18 protein-coding genes are annotated in these 14,157 nt (G+C 65.0%); 11 read left to right on the plus strand and 7 right to left on the minus strand.

The window, feature by feature from the left end:
• Positions 1-16 precede the first annotated feature (16 nt).
• The 4 genes from BVH06_RS05965 to BVH06_RS05980 form a co-directional block, all read right to left on the minus strand.
• The gene (locus tag BVH06_RS05965) at positions 17-469 is read right to left on the minus strand and encodes a YaiI/YqxD family protein (protein ID WP_075933517.1); all 453 of its coding nucleotides are present in this window, start codon (positions 467-469) and stop codon (positions 17-19) included.
• A 144-nt stretch (positions 470-613) separates the two neighbouring features.
• Positions 614-1,243 (minus strand): homoserine/homoserine lactone efflux protein, encoded by a 630-nt coding sequence (rhtB, locus tag BVH06_RS05970; protein ID WP_027908590.1) that lies wholly within the window; start codon positions 1,241-1,243, stop codon positions 614-616.
• 129 nt (positions 1,244-1,372) lie between these two features.
• On the minus strand, positions 1,373-1,906 hold the full coding sequence (locus tag BVH06_RS05975; protein WP_111542222.1) for a mechanosensitive ion channel family protein: 534 nt from the start codon (positions 1,904-1,906) through the stop codon (positions 1,373-1,375).
• A 50-nt stretch (positions 1,907-1,956) separates the two neighbouring features.
• Positions 1,957-3,870, minus strand: coding sequence for an ATP-binding cassette domain-containing protein (locus tag BVH06_RS05980; protein ID WP_075933518.1), 1,914 nt, complete (start codon positions 3,868-3,870; stop codon positions 1,957-1,959).
• Positions 3,871-3,919: 49 nt separating this feature from the next.
• On the opposite strand from BVH06_RS05980, the gene BVH06_RS05985 reads away from it, so the two are divergent.
• Positions 3,920-4,372: a TIGR02444 family protein gene (locus BVH06_RS05985; protein ID WP_075933519.1), complete on the plus strand. Its 453-nt coding sequence runs from the start codon at positions 3,920-3,922 to the stop codon at positions 4,370-4,372.
• Positions 4,373-4,439: 67 nt separating this feature from the next.
• Here the strand turns inward: BVH06_RS05985 and BVH06_RS05990 are convergent, their stop codons facing one another.
• Positions 4,440-4,718, minus strand: coding sequence for a polyhydroxyalkanoic acid system family protein (locus BVH06_RS05990; RefSeq protein ID WP_075933520.1), 279 nt, complete (start codon positions 4,716-4,718; stop codon positions 4,440-4,442).
• 338 nt (positions 4,719-5,056) lie between these two features.
• Here BVH06_RS05990 and ubiE point away from each other — a divergent pair, with 338 nt between their 5' ends.
• The 10 genes from ubiE (at position 5,057) to BVH06_RS06040 (ending at position 12,224) form a co-directional block, all read left to right on the plus strand.
• A complete protein-coding gene (gene ubiE, locus BVH06_RS05995) occupies positions 5,057-5,827 on the plus strand; it encodes a bifunctional demethylmenaquinone methyltransferase/2-methoxy-6-polyprenyl-1,4-benzoquinol methylase UbiE (protein WP_027908587.1) in 771 nt (256 codons plus the stop codon).
• Positions 5,827-6,444: an SCP2 domain-containing protein gene (locus tag BVH06_RS06000; protein ID WP_075933521.1), complete on the plus strand. Its 618-nt coding sequence runs from the start codon at positions 5,827-5,829 to the stop codon at positions 6,442-6,444. The genes ubiE and BVH06_RS06000 overlap by 1 nt, the downstream gene beginning before the upstream one ends.
• Positions 6,441-8,048 (plus strand): ubiquinone biosynthesis regulatory protein kinase UbiB, encoded by a 1,608-nt coding sequence (gene ubiB / locus BVH06_RS06005; RefSeq protein WP_075933522.1) that lies wholly within the window; start codon positions 6,441-6,443, stop codon positions 8,046-8,048. Before BVH06_RS06000 ends, ubiB begins: the two co-directional genes overlap by 4 nt.
• A gap of 52 nt (positions 8,049-8,100) precedes the next feature.
• Positions 8,101-8,502 carry a phosphoribosyl-AMP cyclohydrolase gene (gene hisI, locus BVH06_RS06010; RefSeq protein ID WP_013793288.1) on the plus strand — a complete coding sequence of 134 codons (402 nt, stop codon included), beginning with the start codon at positions 8,101-8,103 and terminating at the stop codon, positions 8,500-8,502.
• Positions 8,495-8,836 (plus strand): phosphoribosyl-ATP diphosphatase, encoded by a 342-nt coding sequence (locus BVH06_RS06015; RefSeq protein ID WP_075929721.1) that lies wholly within the window; start codon positions 8,495-8,497, stop codon positions 8,834-8,836. Before hisI ends, BVH06_RS06015 begins: the two co-directional genes overlap by 8 nt.
• A gap of 24 nt (positions 8,837-8,860) precedes the next feature.
• On the plus strand, positions 8,861-9,136 hold the full coding sequence (locus BVH06_RS06020) for a twin-arginine translocase TatA/TatE family subunit (protein WP_074889750.1): 276 nt from the start codon (positions 8,861-8,863) through the stop codon (positions 9,134-9,136).
• Between the two features lie 8 nt (positions 9,137-9,144).
• Positions 9,145-9,549, plus strand: a complete 405-nt coding sequence (gene tatB, locus BVH06_RS06025; protein ID WP_075929723.1) for a Sec-independent protein translocase protein TatB — start codon at positions 9,145-9,147, stop codon at positions 9,547-9,549.
• Positions 9,546-10,340 (plus strand): twin-arginine translocase subunit TatC, encoded by a 795-nt coding sequence (tatC, locus tag BVH06_RS06030; protein WP_074889756.1) that lies wholly within the window; start codon positions 9,546-9,548, stop codon positions 10,338-10,340. The genes tatB and tatC overlap by 4 nt, the downstream gene beginning before the upstream one ends.
• On the plus strand, positions 10,337-11,044 hold the full coding sequence (locus tag BVH06_RS06035) for a 16S rRNA (uracil(1498)-N(3))-methyltransferase (RefSeq protein ID WP_075933523.1): 708 nt from the start codon (positions 10,337-10,339) through the stop codon (positions 11,042-11,044). Before tatC ends, BVH06_RS06035 begins: the two co-directional genes overlap by 4 nt.
• A gap of 286 nt (positions 11,045-11,330) precedes the next feature.
• Complete coding sequence (locus BVH06_RS06040; protein WP_075933524.1) at positions 11,331-12,224, plus strand: acyltransferase; 894 nt, start codon at positions 11,331-11,333, stop codon at positions 12,222-12,224.
• Positions 12,225-12,248: 24 nt separating this feature from the next.
• On the opposite strand, the gene BVH06_RS06045 is transcribed toward BVH06_RS06040, so the two are convergent.
• Both BVH06_RS06045 and fdhA read right to left on the minus strand, forming a co-directional pair.
• Positions 12,249-12,683 carry a VOC family protein gene (locus tag BVH06_RS06045; RefSeq protein WP_075933525.1) on the minus strand — a complete coding sequence of 145 codons (435 nt, stop codon included), beginning with the start codon at positions 12,681-12,683 and terminating at the stop codon, positions 12,249-12,251.
• A 107-nt stretch (positions 12,684-12,790) separates the two neighbouring features.
• A complete protein-coding gene (fdhA, locus tag BVH06_RS06050) occupies positions 12,791-13,990 on the minus strand; it encodes a formaldehyde dehydrogenase, glutathione-independent (RefSeq protein ID WP_075929728.1) in 1,200 nt (399 codons plus the stop codon).
• Between the last annotated feature and the right edge of the window lie 167 nt (positions 13,991-14,157).

A 14,157-nucleotide genomic window follows, 5' to 3' on the forward strand; every position in this document is an offset into this window, starting at 1 on the left:
CAGGCTACAAAAGCGATTAGGCGCGCGATAGACGCGTCAGCAAGCGATCCAGCGAATTGGCGAAAGCCTGGCGATCCTTGTCGCCATAGGCCGCCTGGCCACCACCGACCTGCCCCTGCTCACGCAGATCGGTGAACAGGTTACGCACCGCCAGGCGCTCTCCCATATTGCGCTCGTCGAACTCGCGCCCACGGGGATCCAGCGCCAGCACGCCCTTCTTGACCAGGCGGTCGGCCAACGGCACGTCGCTGCAGATCACCAGTTCGCCGGGCACGGCGTGCTCTACTAGGTAATCGTCCGCCGCATCGGGGCCACTCGGCACCACGATCAGCTTCACGCAGGCGAAGTTGGGTCGCGCCACGGCCTGGCCAGCCACCAGCACCACCTCGAAATTACGCTTGAGGGCGAACTTGACCACCTGATCGCGGGCCAGCCCCGGGCAGGCGTCGGCGTCGATCCAGACACGCATGTTAAGAACCTTCTCAAAGGCGAGCGAGCTAGAGCCATGCAAGGCAAAAGCAGGCGAAAAAGCGGAGTGTACTTTTGTACATGAGCATTTTGAGGCTGCTTTTAACGTAGCAGGGCCGACGCGCAGCAGTCTTTGGGCAGATTCTTAGAGCGGTGCGCGGCGGACGGTAGCCAGCAATGCCGCGGCACCTACGAACAGCGCACCAAAACTGCGATTCATGATGCGCTGCTGACGCGGCGTGCGCAGCAGACGCAGCACCCGCACGGCCAGGCCGGTGTAGCCGGCCATGACGATCAGGTCGACGGTGACCATGGTCACGCCGATGATCAGGTACTGCTCGGTCAGCGGCGCATGGGGATTGATGAACTGCGGCAGCACCGCGAGCATGAACACGATGGCCTTGGGGTTGCCGAAATTCACCAGAAAGCCGCGCAGCACCAGGCTCAGCGGTCGACCGATGGGGCGTTCGCCATCCACGTTCATGTCCGCTGGCACGGCGCGCCACTGGCGCCAGCCCAGGTAAACCAGATAGGCCACGCCGAACCATTTGATCAGGCTGAACGCCAGGGCCGAGGTGGCGAGCACCGCGCCGACGCCCGCCGCGACGATGGCGATCTGCAGCGCCAGGCCCAGCTGCAGGCCCAGGGCATTCCAGTAACCGCGCCAGAAGCCGTATTGCAGCCCCGCCGACATCGAGGCGATGGCACCGGCACCTGGCGACAGGCTGATGAGCCAGCAGGCGACGAAGAAAGCGAGCCAGGTTTCCAGAGCCATGATGGCGACCTCGGTGAGGGATTAGCGAAACGTCGAAATTACCTGAATTGCCGCAACAGCGGCAGGGGCTGCAGATGCTATTTCACAGGCGGCGCACACGGCCCCAAATGAGTGCCGCGGCGCCGTCGATCAAGGCTCGATCTTGCGCGCCGTCGGCAGCTCGCCGTTGCGCCAGCGGCGTACCGCCTTCTGGAAGAACAGGCTGTTGGGAATCTGCAGCCAGGTGCCGGGCGCATCGCCGGTCAGGTCTTCCAGGGTGGTGTAGAACAAGTTGATGGCCAGCACGCGGCCGCGCACGCCCGGCTTGTCGGCGCTTTCCAGCACCTCCACGCAATCACCGATGCGGAATGGCCCGAGGGCGAAGATCAGCAGCGTGCAGAACATGTTGGAGAGCACGCTCCAGATCGCGAAGAAGGCGATCGCCGCCACCGCCACGAAGCCTGTCAGCGCCCCCCACAGCACCTGGGCGGACACGCCGAGGCGCTCGAGCACCAGCATGATGGCGCTGCCCAGGATCAGCCAGCGGGTCAGCCCGCGCAGCGGCATCAGCAGCTCCGGCGGCAACTGCGGGTAACGCTGGCCCAGACGGGTGATGCCGCGGGTGAGGATGCGCTGGGCGACCCACGCCAGGATAAGGATCAGCAGCACCTGGCCGGCGCGCATCAGCGGCTGGCTCCAGGACACCAGCCAGGCCCAATCGATCAGCTCCAGGTTCAAACCACGGCCTCCAGTTCACGTTGCAATGCTTCGAGGGTTTCCAGGGCTTCGAGCCAGCCCTCCTCCAGTTCGGCCTCGCGCGTTTTGAGCTGCGCCTGTTCGGCCAGGGCCTGGCGCAGCTCGTCCTTGCGAGCGGCTTCGTAGATCCCGCTATCGCCCAGGCGTTCTTCCAGCGCCGCGAGCTTGGTCTGCACCTGACCGAGCTCGGCTTCGAGCTTGTCGGCGGCCTTCTTGTGCGGCGCCAGTTGCTGACGCAGCGCTGCGGCGGCCTGACGTTGGCCACGCTTGTCGTTGCCGGCACCGGCAGCCGGTGCGGCGGCGACCGGCGCGGCCTGACGCTGGCGATAGTCGACCAGCCAGCGGGCGTAATCTTCCAGGTCACCGTCGAACGGCGCCACGCGGCCATCGGCCACCAGCAGGAATTCGTCAGTGGTGCTCTTGAGCAGGTGACGATCGTGGGACACCACCACCACGGCGCCGGCGAACTCCTGCAGGGCCATGGTCAGCGCCAGGCGCATTTCCAGATCGAGGTGGTTGGTCGGCTCATCAAGCAGCAGCAGATTGGGCTTGCCCCAGGCGATCAATGCCAGGGCCAGGCGGGCTTTCTCGCCACCGGAGAAATTCACCACCGGCTCGTCGCAGCGCGGGCCGCGGAAATCGAAACCACCGAGGAAATCGCGCAGGGTCTGCTCACGTTCGGTCGGCGCGATGCGCTGCAGGTGCAAGAGCGGGCTGGCCTTGTCGTCCAGGGCATCGAGCTGATGCTGGGCGAAGTAGCCGATCACCAGGTTTTCGCCGCGGGTCAGGCTGCCGCTCAGCGGCTGCAGCTCGGCGGAGAGGTTCTTGATCAGCGTCGACTTGCCCGCGCCGTTGGGGCCGAGCAGGCCGATGCGCGCGCCCGGCACCAGGCTCAGTTTGACCTGCTGCAGGATGGTCTTGTCGCCATAACCCAGGCGCCCTTCGCTGAGGCTGAGCAGTGGCGTGGAGATCTTGTCGGCTTCGCGGAACACGAAATCGAAAGGCGAATCGACGTGGGCCGCGCTCAGCTCCTCCATGCGCTCCAGGGCCTTGATGCGGCTCTGCGCCTGGCGGGCCTTGGTGGCCTGGGCCTTGAAGCGGGCGATGTACTTTTCCATGTGCGCGCGCTGCGCCTGCTGCTTCTCGTACGCCTGCTGCTGCTGAGCCAGACGCTCGGCGCGGGTGCGCTCGAAGGCCGAGTAGCCGCCGCGGTACAAGGTCAGCTTGCGCTGCTCGACATGGGCGACGTGATCGACCACGGCATCGAGGAAGTCCCGGTCGTGGGAAATCAGCAGCAAGGTGCCGGGGTAGCTCTGCAGCCAGCCTTCGAGCCAGAGAATGGCGTCCAGATCCAGATGGTTGGTCGGCTCATCGAGCAGCAGCAGGTCGGACGGGCACATCAGCGCCTGGGCTAGGTTCAGGCGCATGCGCCAGCCACCGGAGAAGTCGCCGACGCGGCGATCCATCTGCGCATTGTCGAAACCCAGGCCGGCCAGCAGCTTGCGCGCCCGGGCGTCGGCGGTATAACCGTCGGCGCTGTCCAGCTCGCTGTGCAGGCGGGCAATGACCGCGCCGTCGTGGCCCTGCTCGGCCGCGGCCAGCTCACGCTGCACGCGGCGCAGGTTGTGGTCGCCATCGAGCACGTAGTCCACGGCCAGGCGGTCGAGGGTGTCGACCTCCTGGCGCATATGGGCGATGCGCCAGTCGCCGGGCAGCAGGCAATCGCCGGAATCGGGCGTCAACTCGCCGCGCAGCAGCGCGAACAGGCTGGACTTGCCGGCGCCGTTGGCACCGATCAGGCCGGCCTTGTGGCCGGCGTGCAGGGTCAGCTCGGCGTTCTCGAGCAAACGCTGAGGGCCACGCTGTAGGGTAAGATTCTGGAGTCGGATCATAATGGCGGCGGATTCTACCAGAGTCCCCCGCCGCATACTCGGAGCACGCATGAGCCCTGACCTGTGGACTTTCGCCACCACCCTCTACGCCCGCCCAGGCGTGGAAGCCGCCTGCCTGGAATTGCAGGCCGCCGGCGCAGACGTCTGCCTGCTGCTCTGCGGCCTGTGGCTGGACAGCCGAGGCGTGGCCCATGACGCGGAGCGCGAAGCGCAGCTGCGACAAGCCGCCGAGCAGTGGCAGCGTGAGGTGGTGAAGCCGCTGCGGGCGCTGCGCCAGGGCTGGCGCGAAGCGGCTGGCCATGATTCAGCACTGAGCGGTCTGCGCGAGCGGGTTAAACAGCTGGAGCTGGAGGCGGAGCGGGAGCAGTTGGAGCGGTTGCAGGCGCTGGCGGAGGGGTGGAGTCAGCAGCCGAGTGAACAAGATCGGCGGTGGCTGGAGGCTTTTTCACCAGCAGGGCATGCCGAGGCATGTGCGGGGCTGCGTAGCGCCAGCCTGCTCTGAAGTTCTAATCACGGCGGGATCACCTGGGTATCGCTGCGCTCAACCACAGGCTACGGGCGACCCGTACTCAGGCCACCAATTCCTTATCCAGCACTTCCTCGATCTCGCTCTTGATCTTGCCGCTCATCACCGACAGCAGCAGGCCGAGGTTGAGTTGCAGCTGAACGCGGTCTTCGCTGACGGCGAGCCAGCCGTCGGCGCCGCTGCGTTTGAATTCCAGGGTGTCGCCCTTCCACTGGTAGCGCACGTCGTACTCGCGGGCCAGGCGTTCGGCGAGCTTTTCAGCCTTGCCACGGGCGGCCTCGATGCCCAGATTGTGGGGGCGGTCGACGGTGATTCTGGCCATCATGGCTCTCCTGACTGAAACGCGGGCGGGGCAATATACAAGATGCGCCCACAGGCCCACTACCACGTGTGCAGCCGGCGCCCGGCTTTTGGGTTTAGAATGCCCCCACTCGGCGTTGTGCAAGCGGTTGAACAGGCCGTGAAGCGGCCTGCCGTGCAGTACTCGATGGAAACGCTTATTTACCTCGGTAAACTCGCCTTTTCGCTTGTCTGACTCACTGGCATGCTGCGATGAGACGAGCCCGGCGCTGTCTCATGATCACGGTCACGCCATGCTGGGCTCCAAGCCCGCACACTGAGCAGACGCCAACGCCTCCCGGACTTCAGGAAAAGGGCCACATGAACGATCCGCGCAAGAACGACAGCAGCGAACCCACCACCCACTTCGGTTTCCAGGACGTTCCGGAAAGCCGCAAGGCGGAAAAGGTCGCCGAGGTGTTCCATTCGGTGGCCGCCAAGTACGACCTGATGAACGACCTGCTCTCCGGCGGCATGCATCGCCTGTGGAAGCGCTTCACCATCGAGCTGTCCGGCGTGCGCAGCGGCAACCGGGTGCTCGACATCGCTGGCGGCACTGGTGACCTGGCCCGCCAGTTCTCACGCATCGTCGGCGAGACCGGCGAAGTGGTGCTGGCCGACATCAACGCTTCGATGCTCAAGGTTGGCCGCGACCGCCTGCTCGACCGCGGCGTGTCCGGCAACATTTCCTTCGTGCAGGCCGATGCCGAGAAGCTGCCTTTCCCGGACAATCATTTCGACTGCGTGACCATCGCCTTCGGCCTGCGCAACGTCACCCACAAGGACGCGGCCATCGCCTCCATGCTGCGCGTGCTCAAGCCGGGCGGCCGCCTGTTGGTGCTAGAGTTCTCCAAGCCCAAGAGCAGCCTGCTGTCCAAGGTCTACGACACCTACTCGTTCAACTTCATGCCGCTGGTGGGCAAGCTGGTCACCAACGACGCCGACAGCTACCGCTACCTGGCCGAGTCGATCCGCATGCACCCGGACCAGGACACCCTCAAGGCGATGATGCTGGACGCCGGTTTCGACCGCGTGACGTACCACAACATGACCGGCGGCATCGTCGCCCTGCACCGCGGTATCAAGCCCTGATGCTCACCCAGGCCCTGCTGGCGGCCGTCGAGCGCGGCCTCAACCGTGTGCTCGAGCTGGACAGCACCGCACTGCCTCGCCTGGCCAGGCTCAATGGCCGGGTGATCGCGGTGCAGGCCCAGTCGCCGTCACTGCAGATGTTCATTCTCGCCGACGGCCAGGGGCTGCGCCTGGCCGGGCAATGGGCCGGCGCGGTCGACTGCACCCTGCGTGCCCCCGCCAGCGCCCTGCTGCGCCTGGCCCTGGCCCGGGACAAGCAGGCGGTGCTGCACGAGCCCGAGGTCGAACTCGATGGCGACAGCGGCGCGCTGATGGAGCTGGCCGGTGTGCTGCAGGATCTGGATCTGGACTGGGAGTACGAGCTGTCGCGCTGGCTCGGCCCGCTGCCCACGGCGCTGCTGGCTGGCCACCTGCGCAGCCGCGCCGGCTGGACGCGGGAGAACCTGCAAAGCCTGCAACTGAGCCTGGCCGACTACCTCAGCGAAGAATCGCGCACACTGGTCGGCCGCCGCGAGGCCGACGCCCGCTTTGCCGAACTCGATGACCTGAAACTCTCCCTCGACCGTCTCGACGCGCGCATCGAGCGCCTCGCCCAACGCCATAAGCCCATCGCATGAAGCTGCTTGCCGTTCGTCGTCTGTTGCGCATCCTCTACGTGGTCATCCGCTACCGCCTCGATGACCTGCTGTTCGCCCTGCCGCTGCCGTTCTGGCTGCGCGCGCCGCGCTTCCTGTTGCCATGGCGCTGGGTGCCGCGCGGCAAGTCGTCGCGCAGCCGCGGTGAAAGCCTGCGCCTGGCGCTGGAGGAGCTGGGGCCGATCTTCATCAAGTTCGGTCAGTTGCTGTCCACCCGCCGCGATCTGCTGCCGCCGGATATCGCCGACGAACTGGCGCACCTGCAGGACCGCGTACCGCCGTTCGACCCGGCCAAGTCCCTGGCGCTGATCGAAGAGCAGCTCGGCGTGCCGGTGAGCGTGGCGTTCGCCCGTTTCGACACCGCACCACTGGCCTCGGCCTCGGTGGCCCAGGTGCACGCCGCGCAGCTGAAAAGCGGCGAGGAAGTGGTGGTCAAGGTAGTGCGTCCCGGCCTCAAGCCGGTGATCAAGGCCGACATGGCCTGGCTGTTCCTGCTCGCCAAGATGGCCGAGCGCGCCTCGGCCGAAGCCCGTCGCCTGCACCCGGTGGACGTGGTCAGCGACTACGAGAAGACCATCTACGACGAGCTCGATCTGCTGCGCGAGGCGGCCAACGCCAGCCAGCTGCGGCGCAATTTCGAAGACTCCGGCCTGCTCTACGTGCCCCAGGTGTACTGGGACTGGTGCCGCCCCAAGGTGCTGGTGATGGAGCGCATCTACGGCATTCCGGTCAACGACATGGTAACCCTGGCCGACCAGCGCACCGACATGAAACTGCTGGCCGAGCGCGGCGTGGAGATCTTCTTCACCCAAGTGTTCACCCACAGCTTCTTCCACGCCGACATGCACCCGGGCAACATCTTCGTCAGCACCCGCACGCCGTGGAACCCGCAGTACATCGCCATCGACTGCGGCATCATCGGCAGCCTCACCCCCGAGGACCAGGACTACCTGGCGCGCAACCTGGTGGCCTTCTTCAAGCGTGACTACCGCAAGGTGGCGCAACTGCACATCGATTCGGGCTGGGTGCCCCAGGAGACCCAGGTCAACGACTTCGAGGCGGCGATCCGTACCGTTTGCGAGCCGATCTTCGAGCGCCCCCTCAAGGACATCTCCTTCGGCCTGCTGCTGATGCGCCTGTTCCAGACCGCACGACGCTTCAACATGGAAATCCAGCCGCAACTGGTGCTGCTGCAGAAGACCCTGCTGAACATCGAGGGTCTGGGCCGCCAGCTGTACCCCGACCTGGACCTGTGGACCACTGCCCAGCCATTCCTGGAGCGCTGGATGCGCGAGCGCGTCAGCCCACGCAACGTCATGCACAACCTGCAGAGCCAGGTCGAGCAATTGCCGCACCTGGCCAACATGACCCGCAGCCTGCTCGAGCGTATGGCCCAGCCCCACGCCAACGACCCGCCACCGCCATGGCGCGAACGCGATGGTTGGGCGGTGCGGCTGATCGGCGCCGCGCTGATCGGCGGCGGTGTGGTGACAGCCCTCGGCCTGGGCAACCTGAGCGAACCCGCCACGGCCTGGCCGGCCTGGCTGATGGGCGCCAGCGGTCTGTACCTGGTCCTGCGCCGATAGCCAGCCCGCGTCCCGGCTGGCACACTTGGCTTCGATTGAAGATGGAAATGCAATGAACGACTGGCTAGATGCAATCAAGTGGGACGACAACGGCCTGATCCCGGCCATCGCCCAGGACTACCAGACCGGGCGCATCCTGATGATGGCCTGGATGAACCGCGAAGCCCTGGCGTTGACCGCCAGCGAGCAGCGCGCCATTTATTGGTCACGTTCGCGCGGCAAGCTGTGGCGCAAGGGCGAGGAGTCCGGCCATGTGCAGAAACTCCACGAGCTGCGCCTGGACTGCGACGCCGACGTGATCGTGCTGATGGTCGAGCAGTTGGGCGGCATCGCCTGCCACACCGGCCGCGAGAGCTGCTTCTATCGGGTGTTCGAAAACGGTGCCTGGAAAACCGTCGATGCGGTGCTGAAAGATCCGCACACCATCTATTCGCCGGAGCACCGCCATGACTGATACCCTCAAGCGCCTGGCCGAGGTGCTGGAGTCGCGCAAGGGCGCGGCACCGGATAGCTCGTACGTGGCCAGCCTGTACCACAAGGGCCTGAACAAGATTCTGGAGAAGGTCGGCGAAGAATCGGTGGAAACCATTCTTGCCGCCAAGGACGCCGCCAGCAGCGGCGACTGCAGCGACCTGATCTACGAAACCGCCGACCTGTGGTTCCACAGCCTGGTCATGCTGGCCGCACTGGATCAGCACCCGCAAGCGGTGCTGGACGAACTGGATCGCCGTTTCGGCCTGTCGGGGCACGCGGAAAAAGCCGCGCGCAGCGACAGCGACACTCAATAAAGACGCTGACGAGGACTACGAAACATGGGCATTTTCGACTGGAAACACTGGGTCGTCATTCTGATCGTCGTGGTGCTGGTGTTCGGTACCAAGAAACTCAAGAACCTGGGTTCCGACCTCGGTGAAACCATCAAGGGTTTCCGCAAGGCGATGAACGAGGAAGACGGCAAGCCGGCCGAGCCGCACGCGCAACAGCCGCAGCAGCCGCAACAGCCTTACCAGCAACAAGCACCGCTGAACCAGCCGCACACCGTTGAAGGCCAGGCCAGCAAGGTCGAAGAACCGCTGCGCAAAGACTGAGGCAAAGCATGTTCGGTATCAGTTTCAGCGAGCTGCTGCTGGTCGGGCTGATCGCCCTGCTGGTGCTCGGCCCCGAGCGCCTGCCAGGTGCGGCGCGCACCGCCGGGTTGTGGATCGGGCGCATCAAGCGCAGCTTCAACGCGATCAAGTCGGAAGTCGAGCGTGAGATCGGCGCTGACGAAATACGCCGGCAACTGCATAACGAACGCATCCTCGAACTGGAGCGCGAGATGCAGGCGGTCAAGAACGACATCCTGCCGCCGGCGCCCCAGGCCAGCGTGCCGCCGCCTGCCATGCAACCGAGCACCGCTGCCGAGCCCGCTGCGCAAGCGCCGGTGGAGCCCGCTCCAGCGCCTGCAACACCGCCCTCCACGGCGCCCGTCGCCAGCCAGGACAAGACGCCGCAACCATGAGTCGACTGCCCGACAACGACCAGGAAATGCCGCTGGTTTCCCACCTCGCCGAATTGCGCACCCGCCTGCTACGCTGCGTGGCGGCGATCTTCCTGATCTTCGCCGGCCTGTTCTATTTCGCGCAGAAGATCTACACACTGGTCTCGGCGCCGCTGCGCCAGTACCTGCCCGAAGGCGCGACGATGATCGCCACCGACGTGGCCTCACCGTTCCTCACGCCCTTCAAGCTGACCATGATCGTCGCGGTATTCCTGGCCATGCCGGTGATCCTGCACCAGGTCTGGGGCTTCATCGCCCCGGGGCTGTACAAGCACGAAAAGCGCATCGCCATTCCGCTGCTGATCTCCAGCATCATCCTGTTCTATGCCGGCATGGCCTTCGCCTACTTCCTGGTATTCCCGATCATCTTCCACTTCTTCGCCAGCGTGACGCCCGAAGGCGTGTCGATGATGACCGACATCGCCAGCTACCTCGACTTCGTGATGACGCTGTTCTTCGCCTTCGGCGTGGCGTTCGAGATCCCGGTCGCGGTGGTGCTGCTGATCTGGATCGGCATCGTCGACGTCGAATACCTGCGCAAGATCCGCCCTTACGTGATCATCGGCTGCTTCGTGGTCGGCATGATCCTCACCCCGCCGGATATCTTCTCGCAGACCCTGCTCGCCGTCCCGATGTGGCTGCTGTTCGAACTGGGCATCCTGGCCGGCAGCCTGATCCGCACGCGCCGCGGCCAGCCGGATGAGGAAGACGAAAACGCACCGACCGACCAGCCGCCCAGCGTCCAGCCATGAATCTGCTGCTGCTCGAGGACGGTGACTTCATCGCCGCCGACCGGGTGCGCCTGAGCGGTCGCCGCCTCACCCATCTCAATGAAGTGCACCGCGCCGAGAACGGCGACACCTTGCGTGTCGGCCGCCTTGGCGGGCAGATGGGTCGTGGCCAGCTGTTGCAGCTCGATGGGGCGAGCGCGGAACTCCAGGTCGCCTTCGACCAGCCGCCACCGGCCAAATTGCCGATCACCCTGCTGCTCGCCCTGCCGCGCCCGAAGATGCTCAAGCGCGTGCTGCAGAGCGTCAGCGCCATGGGCGTGCCGCGGTTGGTGCTGCTCAACAGCTACCGGGTGGAGAAAAGCTTCTGGCAGACACCCTTTCTGGAGCCGGAAGCGATTCGCGAGCAGTTGATCCTGGGCCTGGAGCAGGCCCGGGATACCGTACTGCCCGAGGTGATCATCGAGAAGCGCTTCAAGCCCTTCGTCGAGGATCGTCTGCCCCAGCTGGCCGCCGGCACGCTGGGCCTGACCGGGCACCCCGGCGACTACCCGGCCTGCCCCCGCGCCGTCGAGCAAGCGGTAACCCTGGCCATCGGCCCGGAAGGCGGTTGGATTCCCTACGAAGTGGACAAGCTGGCCGAGGCCGGCCTCAAGCCAGTGCAGCTGGGTGAGCGGATCTTGCGGGTGGAAACGGCTGTTACCGCGCTATTGGCCAGGTTGTTCTGAGCGGTGCACGAGGGCGGCTTAGTGGCGGTAGCGGCCGTTATCCGATCCATTGTGGGAGCCGCGACCTCGCGGCGAATCGCTCAGGCACCGCCGAAATAGGCAGTCAGGCTGCAATCGTTTCGCCCCGAGGTCGGGGCTCCCACAGGTTGGTTTGAGTGTCTGCTTCTGCCTTACCAAGGCCATCGCGTAGCAGCAGGACATCCGGTAACGCCTTGCCCTGAGCAACGATTTGGCGCCAGCATGCGGTCTGCCTATGATGAATACCTCGTGCCCTCAAGGAGCTGTCATGCGCCGTCTGCTCACCGGCATCACCGTCATCCTGCTGTTGCTGCTCAACACGCTGATTCTCATCGGGCCGATGATGTTCATCGCCCTCGGCAAGTTCGTGCTGCCCGGCCAGGCGCTGAAGGCGGCCTGTTCGCGCCAGGTGATGCATATCGCCGAAGCCTGGGCCGAGAACTGCAAGCGCATCTTCGCGGCGCTCACGCCGACCCAGTGGGATATCCGCGGCAACGCCGAGCTGCGCCAGGACACCTCCTACCTGGTCATCAGCAACCACCAGTCGTGGGTCGACATTCCCGCGCTGGTGCAGGCCTTCAACCGCAAGACGCCCTACTTCAAATTCTTCCTCAAACAGCAGCTGATCTGGGTGCCCTTTCTCGGCCTGGCGTTCTGGGCGCTGGATTACCCCTTCATGAAGCGCTACAGCAAGGCCAAGCTGGAGAAGTACCCGCAGCTCAAGGGCCAGGACCTGGAAATCACCCGCCGCGCTTGCGAGAAATTCCGGGATCTGCCGGTTACCGTGGTCAATTACCTGGAAGGCACGCGCTTCACGCCCGCCAAGCAGGCCCAGCAGGGCTCGCCCTATCAGCACCTGCTCAAGCCCAAAGCCGGCGGGGTGGCCTTCGTACTCGCGGCCCTGGGCGAGCAGCTCGACGCCATTCTGGATGTCACCATCGTTTATGCCGAGGACACGCCGCCCGGTTTCTGGAGGCTGATCAGTGGCCAGGTGCCAAAGGTGATCATGGATATCCGCACCCGGCCGCTGGAGCCGGCGCTGTGGCAGGGTGACTACCAGAACGATGCGGATTTCCGCCTGTACGTACAGGATTGGGTCAGCGGCCTTTGGGAAGAGAAGGATGCGCTGATCACCCAGCTGAAGCAGGAAGCCAAGGGCTGAGCCTGCCCCAGCCAAACGACTTCATCAGTCCGGCAGGATCATATGGCCGGCCTCGTCGAGCGGCGCGAAGGGATTGTGCGCCAGCTCCCAAAGGTGGCCGTCCGGATCGGCGAAGTATCCTGAATAGCCACCCCAGAACACCTTCTCCGGCGCCTTGACCTGCTGCGCTCCCGAGGCGACAGCGAGCGCCATGGCCGCGTCCACGGCTTCCGGGCTTTCCAGATTGTGCGCCAGGGTGATGCCGGAAAAGCCTGCAGGGCCGGCTTCGGGCAAATTGGCGTCCTTGGCCAGCTCATCGCGTGAGAACAGCCCCAGGGCAAGGCCCTTGAGCTTGATGAAGACGATCTGCTCCTGGGACGCAGACGAGCGCGTCCAGCCCAGGCGTTCATAGAAGGCGGCGCTGGCCTGTACATCGGCCACGCCCAGGGTGATCAGGGAAATCCGCCGGTCAAAGCTCATGAGGTGCTCCTGCAGGTCGAGCCTGACAGGGTAGCAGCCGTGCTGACCACAGGAATGAAAAAGGAAGGTAAAGAAAAAGCGGAGCCTTGTGGCTCCGCTTTTCTGCTTCAGGCTGCGCTGAAGGTTTTGTGCGGGTCGATGACGAATTTCTTCGGCACGCCGGCATCGAACTCGCCGTAACCGCGCGGTGCGTCGTCCAGGCTGATCACCTGCACGCCAACCACTTCGGCGATGTTGATGCGATCCCACATGATGGCCTGCATCAGGGCGCGGTTGTACTTCATCACCGGGGTCTGCCCGGTATGAAAGCTATGCGACTTGGCCCAGCCGAGGCCGAAGCGGATGCTCAGGCTGCCGATCTTCGCCGCGGCGTCCACTGCGCCCGGGTCTTCGGTGACGTAAAGGCCGGGAATACCGATCTTGCCGGCGACCCGAACCACGCCCATCAACGAGTTGAGCACCGTGGCCGGCGCCTCGTGCTGGGCACCGGCATGGCCATGGCCGCGGGCCTCGAAGCCCACCGCATCGACCGCGCAATCCACTTCCGGCTCACCGAGCAGGTCAGCGATCTGCTCATGCAGCGGGGTGTCCTTGGACAGGTCGGCGATTTCGAAACCCTGGGCCTTGGCGTGCGCCAGGCGCACCGGGTTGACGTCACCGACGATCACCACGGCGGCGCCCAGCAGGCGAGCCGACGCGGCAGCGGCCAGGCCGACCGGGCCAGCGCCGGCGATATACACCGTGCTGCCCGGGCCAACGCCAGCGGTCACGGCGCCGTGGTAACCGGTCGGCAGGATGTCGGAGAGGCAGGTCAGGTCGCGGATCTTCTCCATCGCCTTGTCGCGATTCGGCAGCTTGAGCAGGTTGAAGTCGGCATACGGCACCAGCACGTACTCGGCCTGGCCGCCAGTCCAGTCGCCCATGTCCACGTAACCGTAAGCGCCGCCGGCACGCGCCGGGTTGACGGTCAGGCACACGCCGGTGTGTTGTTCCTTGCAGGAACGGCAGCGGCCGCAGGCGACGTTGAACGGTACCGAGACCAGATCACCGATCTTCAGGTTCTCGACGTCGCTGCCCTTCTCGATCACTTCACCGGTGATCTCGTGACCGAGCACCAGGCCGACCTGGGCGGTGGTACGGCCGCGCACCATGTGCTGGTCGGAGCCGCAGATGTTGGTGGAAACGACCTTCAGAATGACGCCGTGCTCGATCTTGCGACCGCGCGGATCCTGCATCTTCGGATAGTCGATCTTCTGGACTTCGACCTTGCCTGTGCCGAGATAGACGACACCGCGATTACCAGACATATGAATCTCCTTTCTTCTTGTGGATGCAAGGCGCGAGGTCTTGCGATGGAGTATTGAAGCGTCTGTCTCGGCACCCGCCGGTAAGGGCAGGACGGCTACCGAGCTGTCGTGCTGACGGTGAGGGCAGCGCGAATGGTCTAGCCAGACTAGCTAGCGTATGGCGCAGC

Origin of the sequence: Pseudomonas sp. PA27(2017) (assembly GCF_001945445.1) — a bacterium.
Classification (GTDB): domain Bacteria; phylum Pseudomonadota; class Gammaproteobacteria; order Pseudomonadales; family Pseudomonadaceae; genus Aquipseudomonas.

What these genes read in the sequence shown, in the direction of transcription:
- BVH06_RS06045 (WP_075933525.1), bottom strand. Translation starts at nt 12,683, where the DNA reads ATGAGCTTTGACCGGCGGATTTCCCTGATCACCCTGGGCGTGGCCGAT.
- BVH06_RS05980 (WP_075933518.1), bottom strand. Translation starts at nt 3,870, where the DNA reads ATGATCCGACTCCAGAATCTTACCCTACAGCGTGGCCCTCAGCGTTTG.
- BVH06_RS06000 (WP_075933521.1), top strand. Translation starts at nt 5,827, where the DNA reads ATGCTCACCCAGGCCCTGCTGGCGGCCGTCGAGCGCGGCCTCAACCGT.
- BVH06_RS05990 (WP_075933520.1), bottom strand. Translation starts at nt 4,718, where the DNA reads ATGGCCAGAATCACCGTCGACCGCCCCCACAATCTGGGCATCGAGGCC.
- ubiB (WP_075933522.1), top strand. Translation starts at nt 6,441, where the DNA reads ATGAAGCTGCTTGCCGTTCGTCGTCTGTTGCGCATCCTCTACGTGGTC.
- rhtB (WP_027908590.1), bottom strand. Translation starts at nt 1,243, where the DNA reads ATGGCTCTGGAAACCTGGCTCGCTTTCTTCGTCGCCTGCTGGCTCATC.
- BVH06_RS06020 (WP_074889750.1), top strand. Translation starts at nt 8,861, where the DNA reads ATGGGCATTTTCGACTGGAAACACTGGGTCGTCATTCTGATCGTCGTG.
- BVH06_RS06015 (WP_075929721.1), top strand. Translation starts at nt 8,495, where the DNA reads ATGACTGATACCCTCAAGCGCCTGGCCGAGGTGCTGGAGTCGCGCAAG.
- hisI (WP_013793288.1), top strand. Translation starts at nt 8,101, where the DNA reads ATGAACGACTGGCTAGATGCAATCAAGTGGGACGACAACGGCCTGATC.
- BVH06_RS05985 (WP_075933519.1), top strand. Translation starts at nt 3,920, where the DNA reads ATGAGCCCTGACCTGTGGACTTTCGCCACCACCCTCTACGCCCGCCCA.
- ubiE (WP_027908587.1), top strand. Translation starts at nt 5,057, where the DNA reads ATGAACGATCCGCGCAAGAACGACAGCAGCGAACCCACCACCCACTTC.
- fdhA (WP_075929728.1), bottom strand. Translation starts at nt 13,990, where the DNA reads ATGTCTGGTAATCGCGGTGTCGTCTATCTCGGCACAGGCAAGGTCGAA.
- BVH06_RS05975 (WP_111542222.1), bottom strand. Translation starts at nt 1,906, where the DNA reads ATGCGCGCCGGCCAGGTGCTGCTGATCCTTATCCTGGCGTGGGTCGCC.
- BVH06_RS06040 (WP_075933524.1), top strand. Translation starts at nt 11,331, where the DNA reads ATGCGCCGTCTGCTCACCGGCATCACCGTCATCCTGCTGTTGCTGCTC.
- tatC (WP_074889756.1), top strand. Translation starts at nt 9,546, where the DNA reads ATGAGTCGACTGCCCGACAACGACCAGGAAATGCCGCTGGTTTCCCAC.
- tatB (WP_075929723.1), top strand. Translation starts at nt 9,145, where the DNA reads ATGTTCGGTATCAGTTTCAGCGAGCTGCTGCTGGTCGGGCTGATCGCC.
- BVH06_RS05965 (WP_075933517.1), bottom strand. Translation starts at nt 469, where the DNA reads ATGCGTGTCTGGATCGACGCCGACGCCTGCCCGGGGCTGGCCCGCGAT.
- BVH06_RS06035 (WP_075933523.1), top strand. Translation starts at nt 10,337, where the DNA reads ATGAATCTGCTGCTGCTCGAGGACGGTGACTTCATCGCCGCCGACCGG.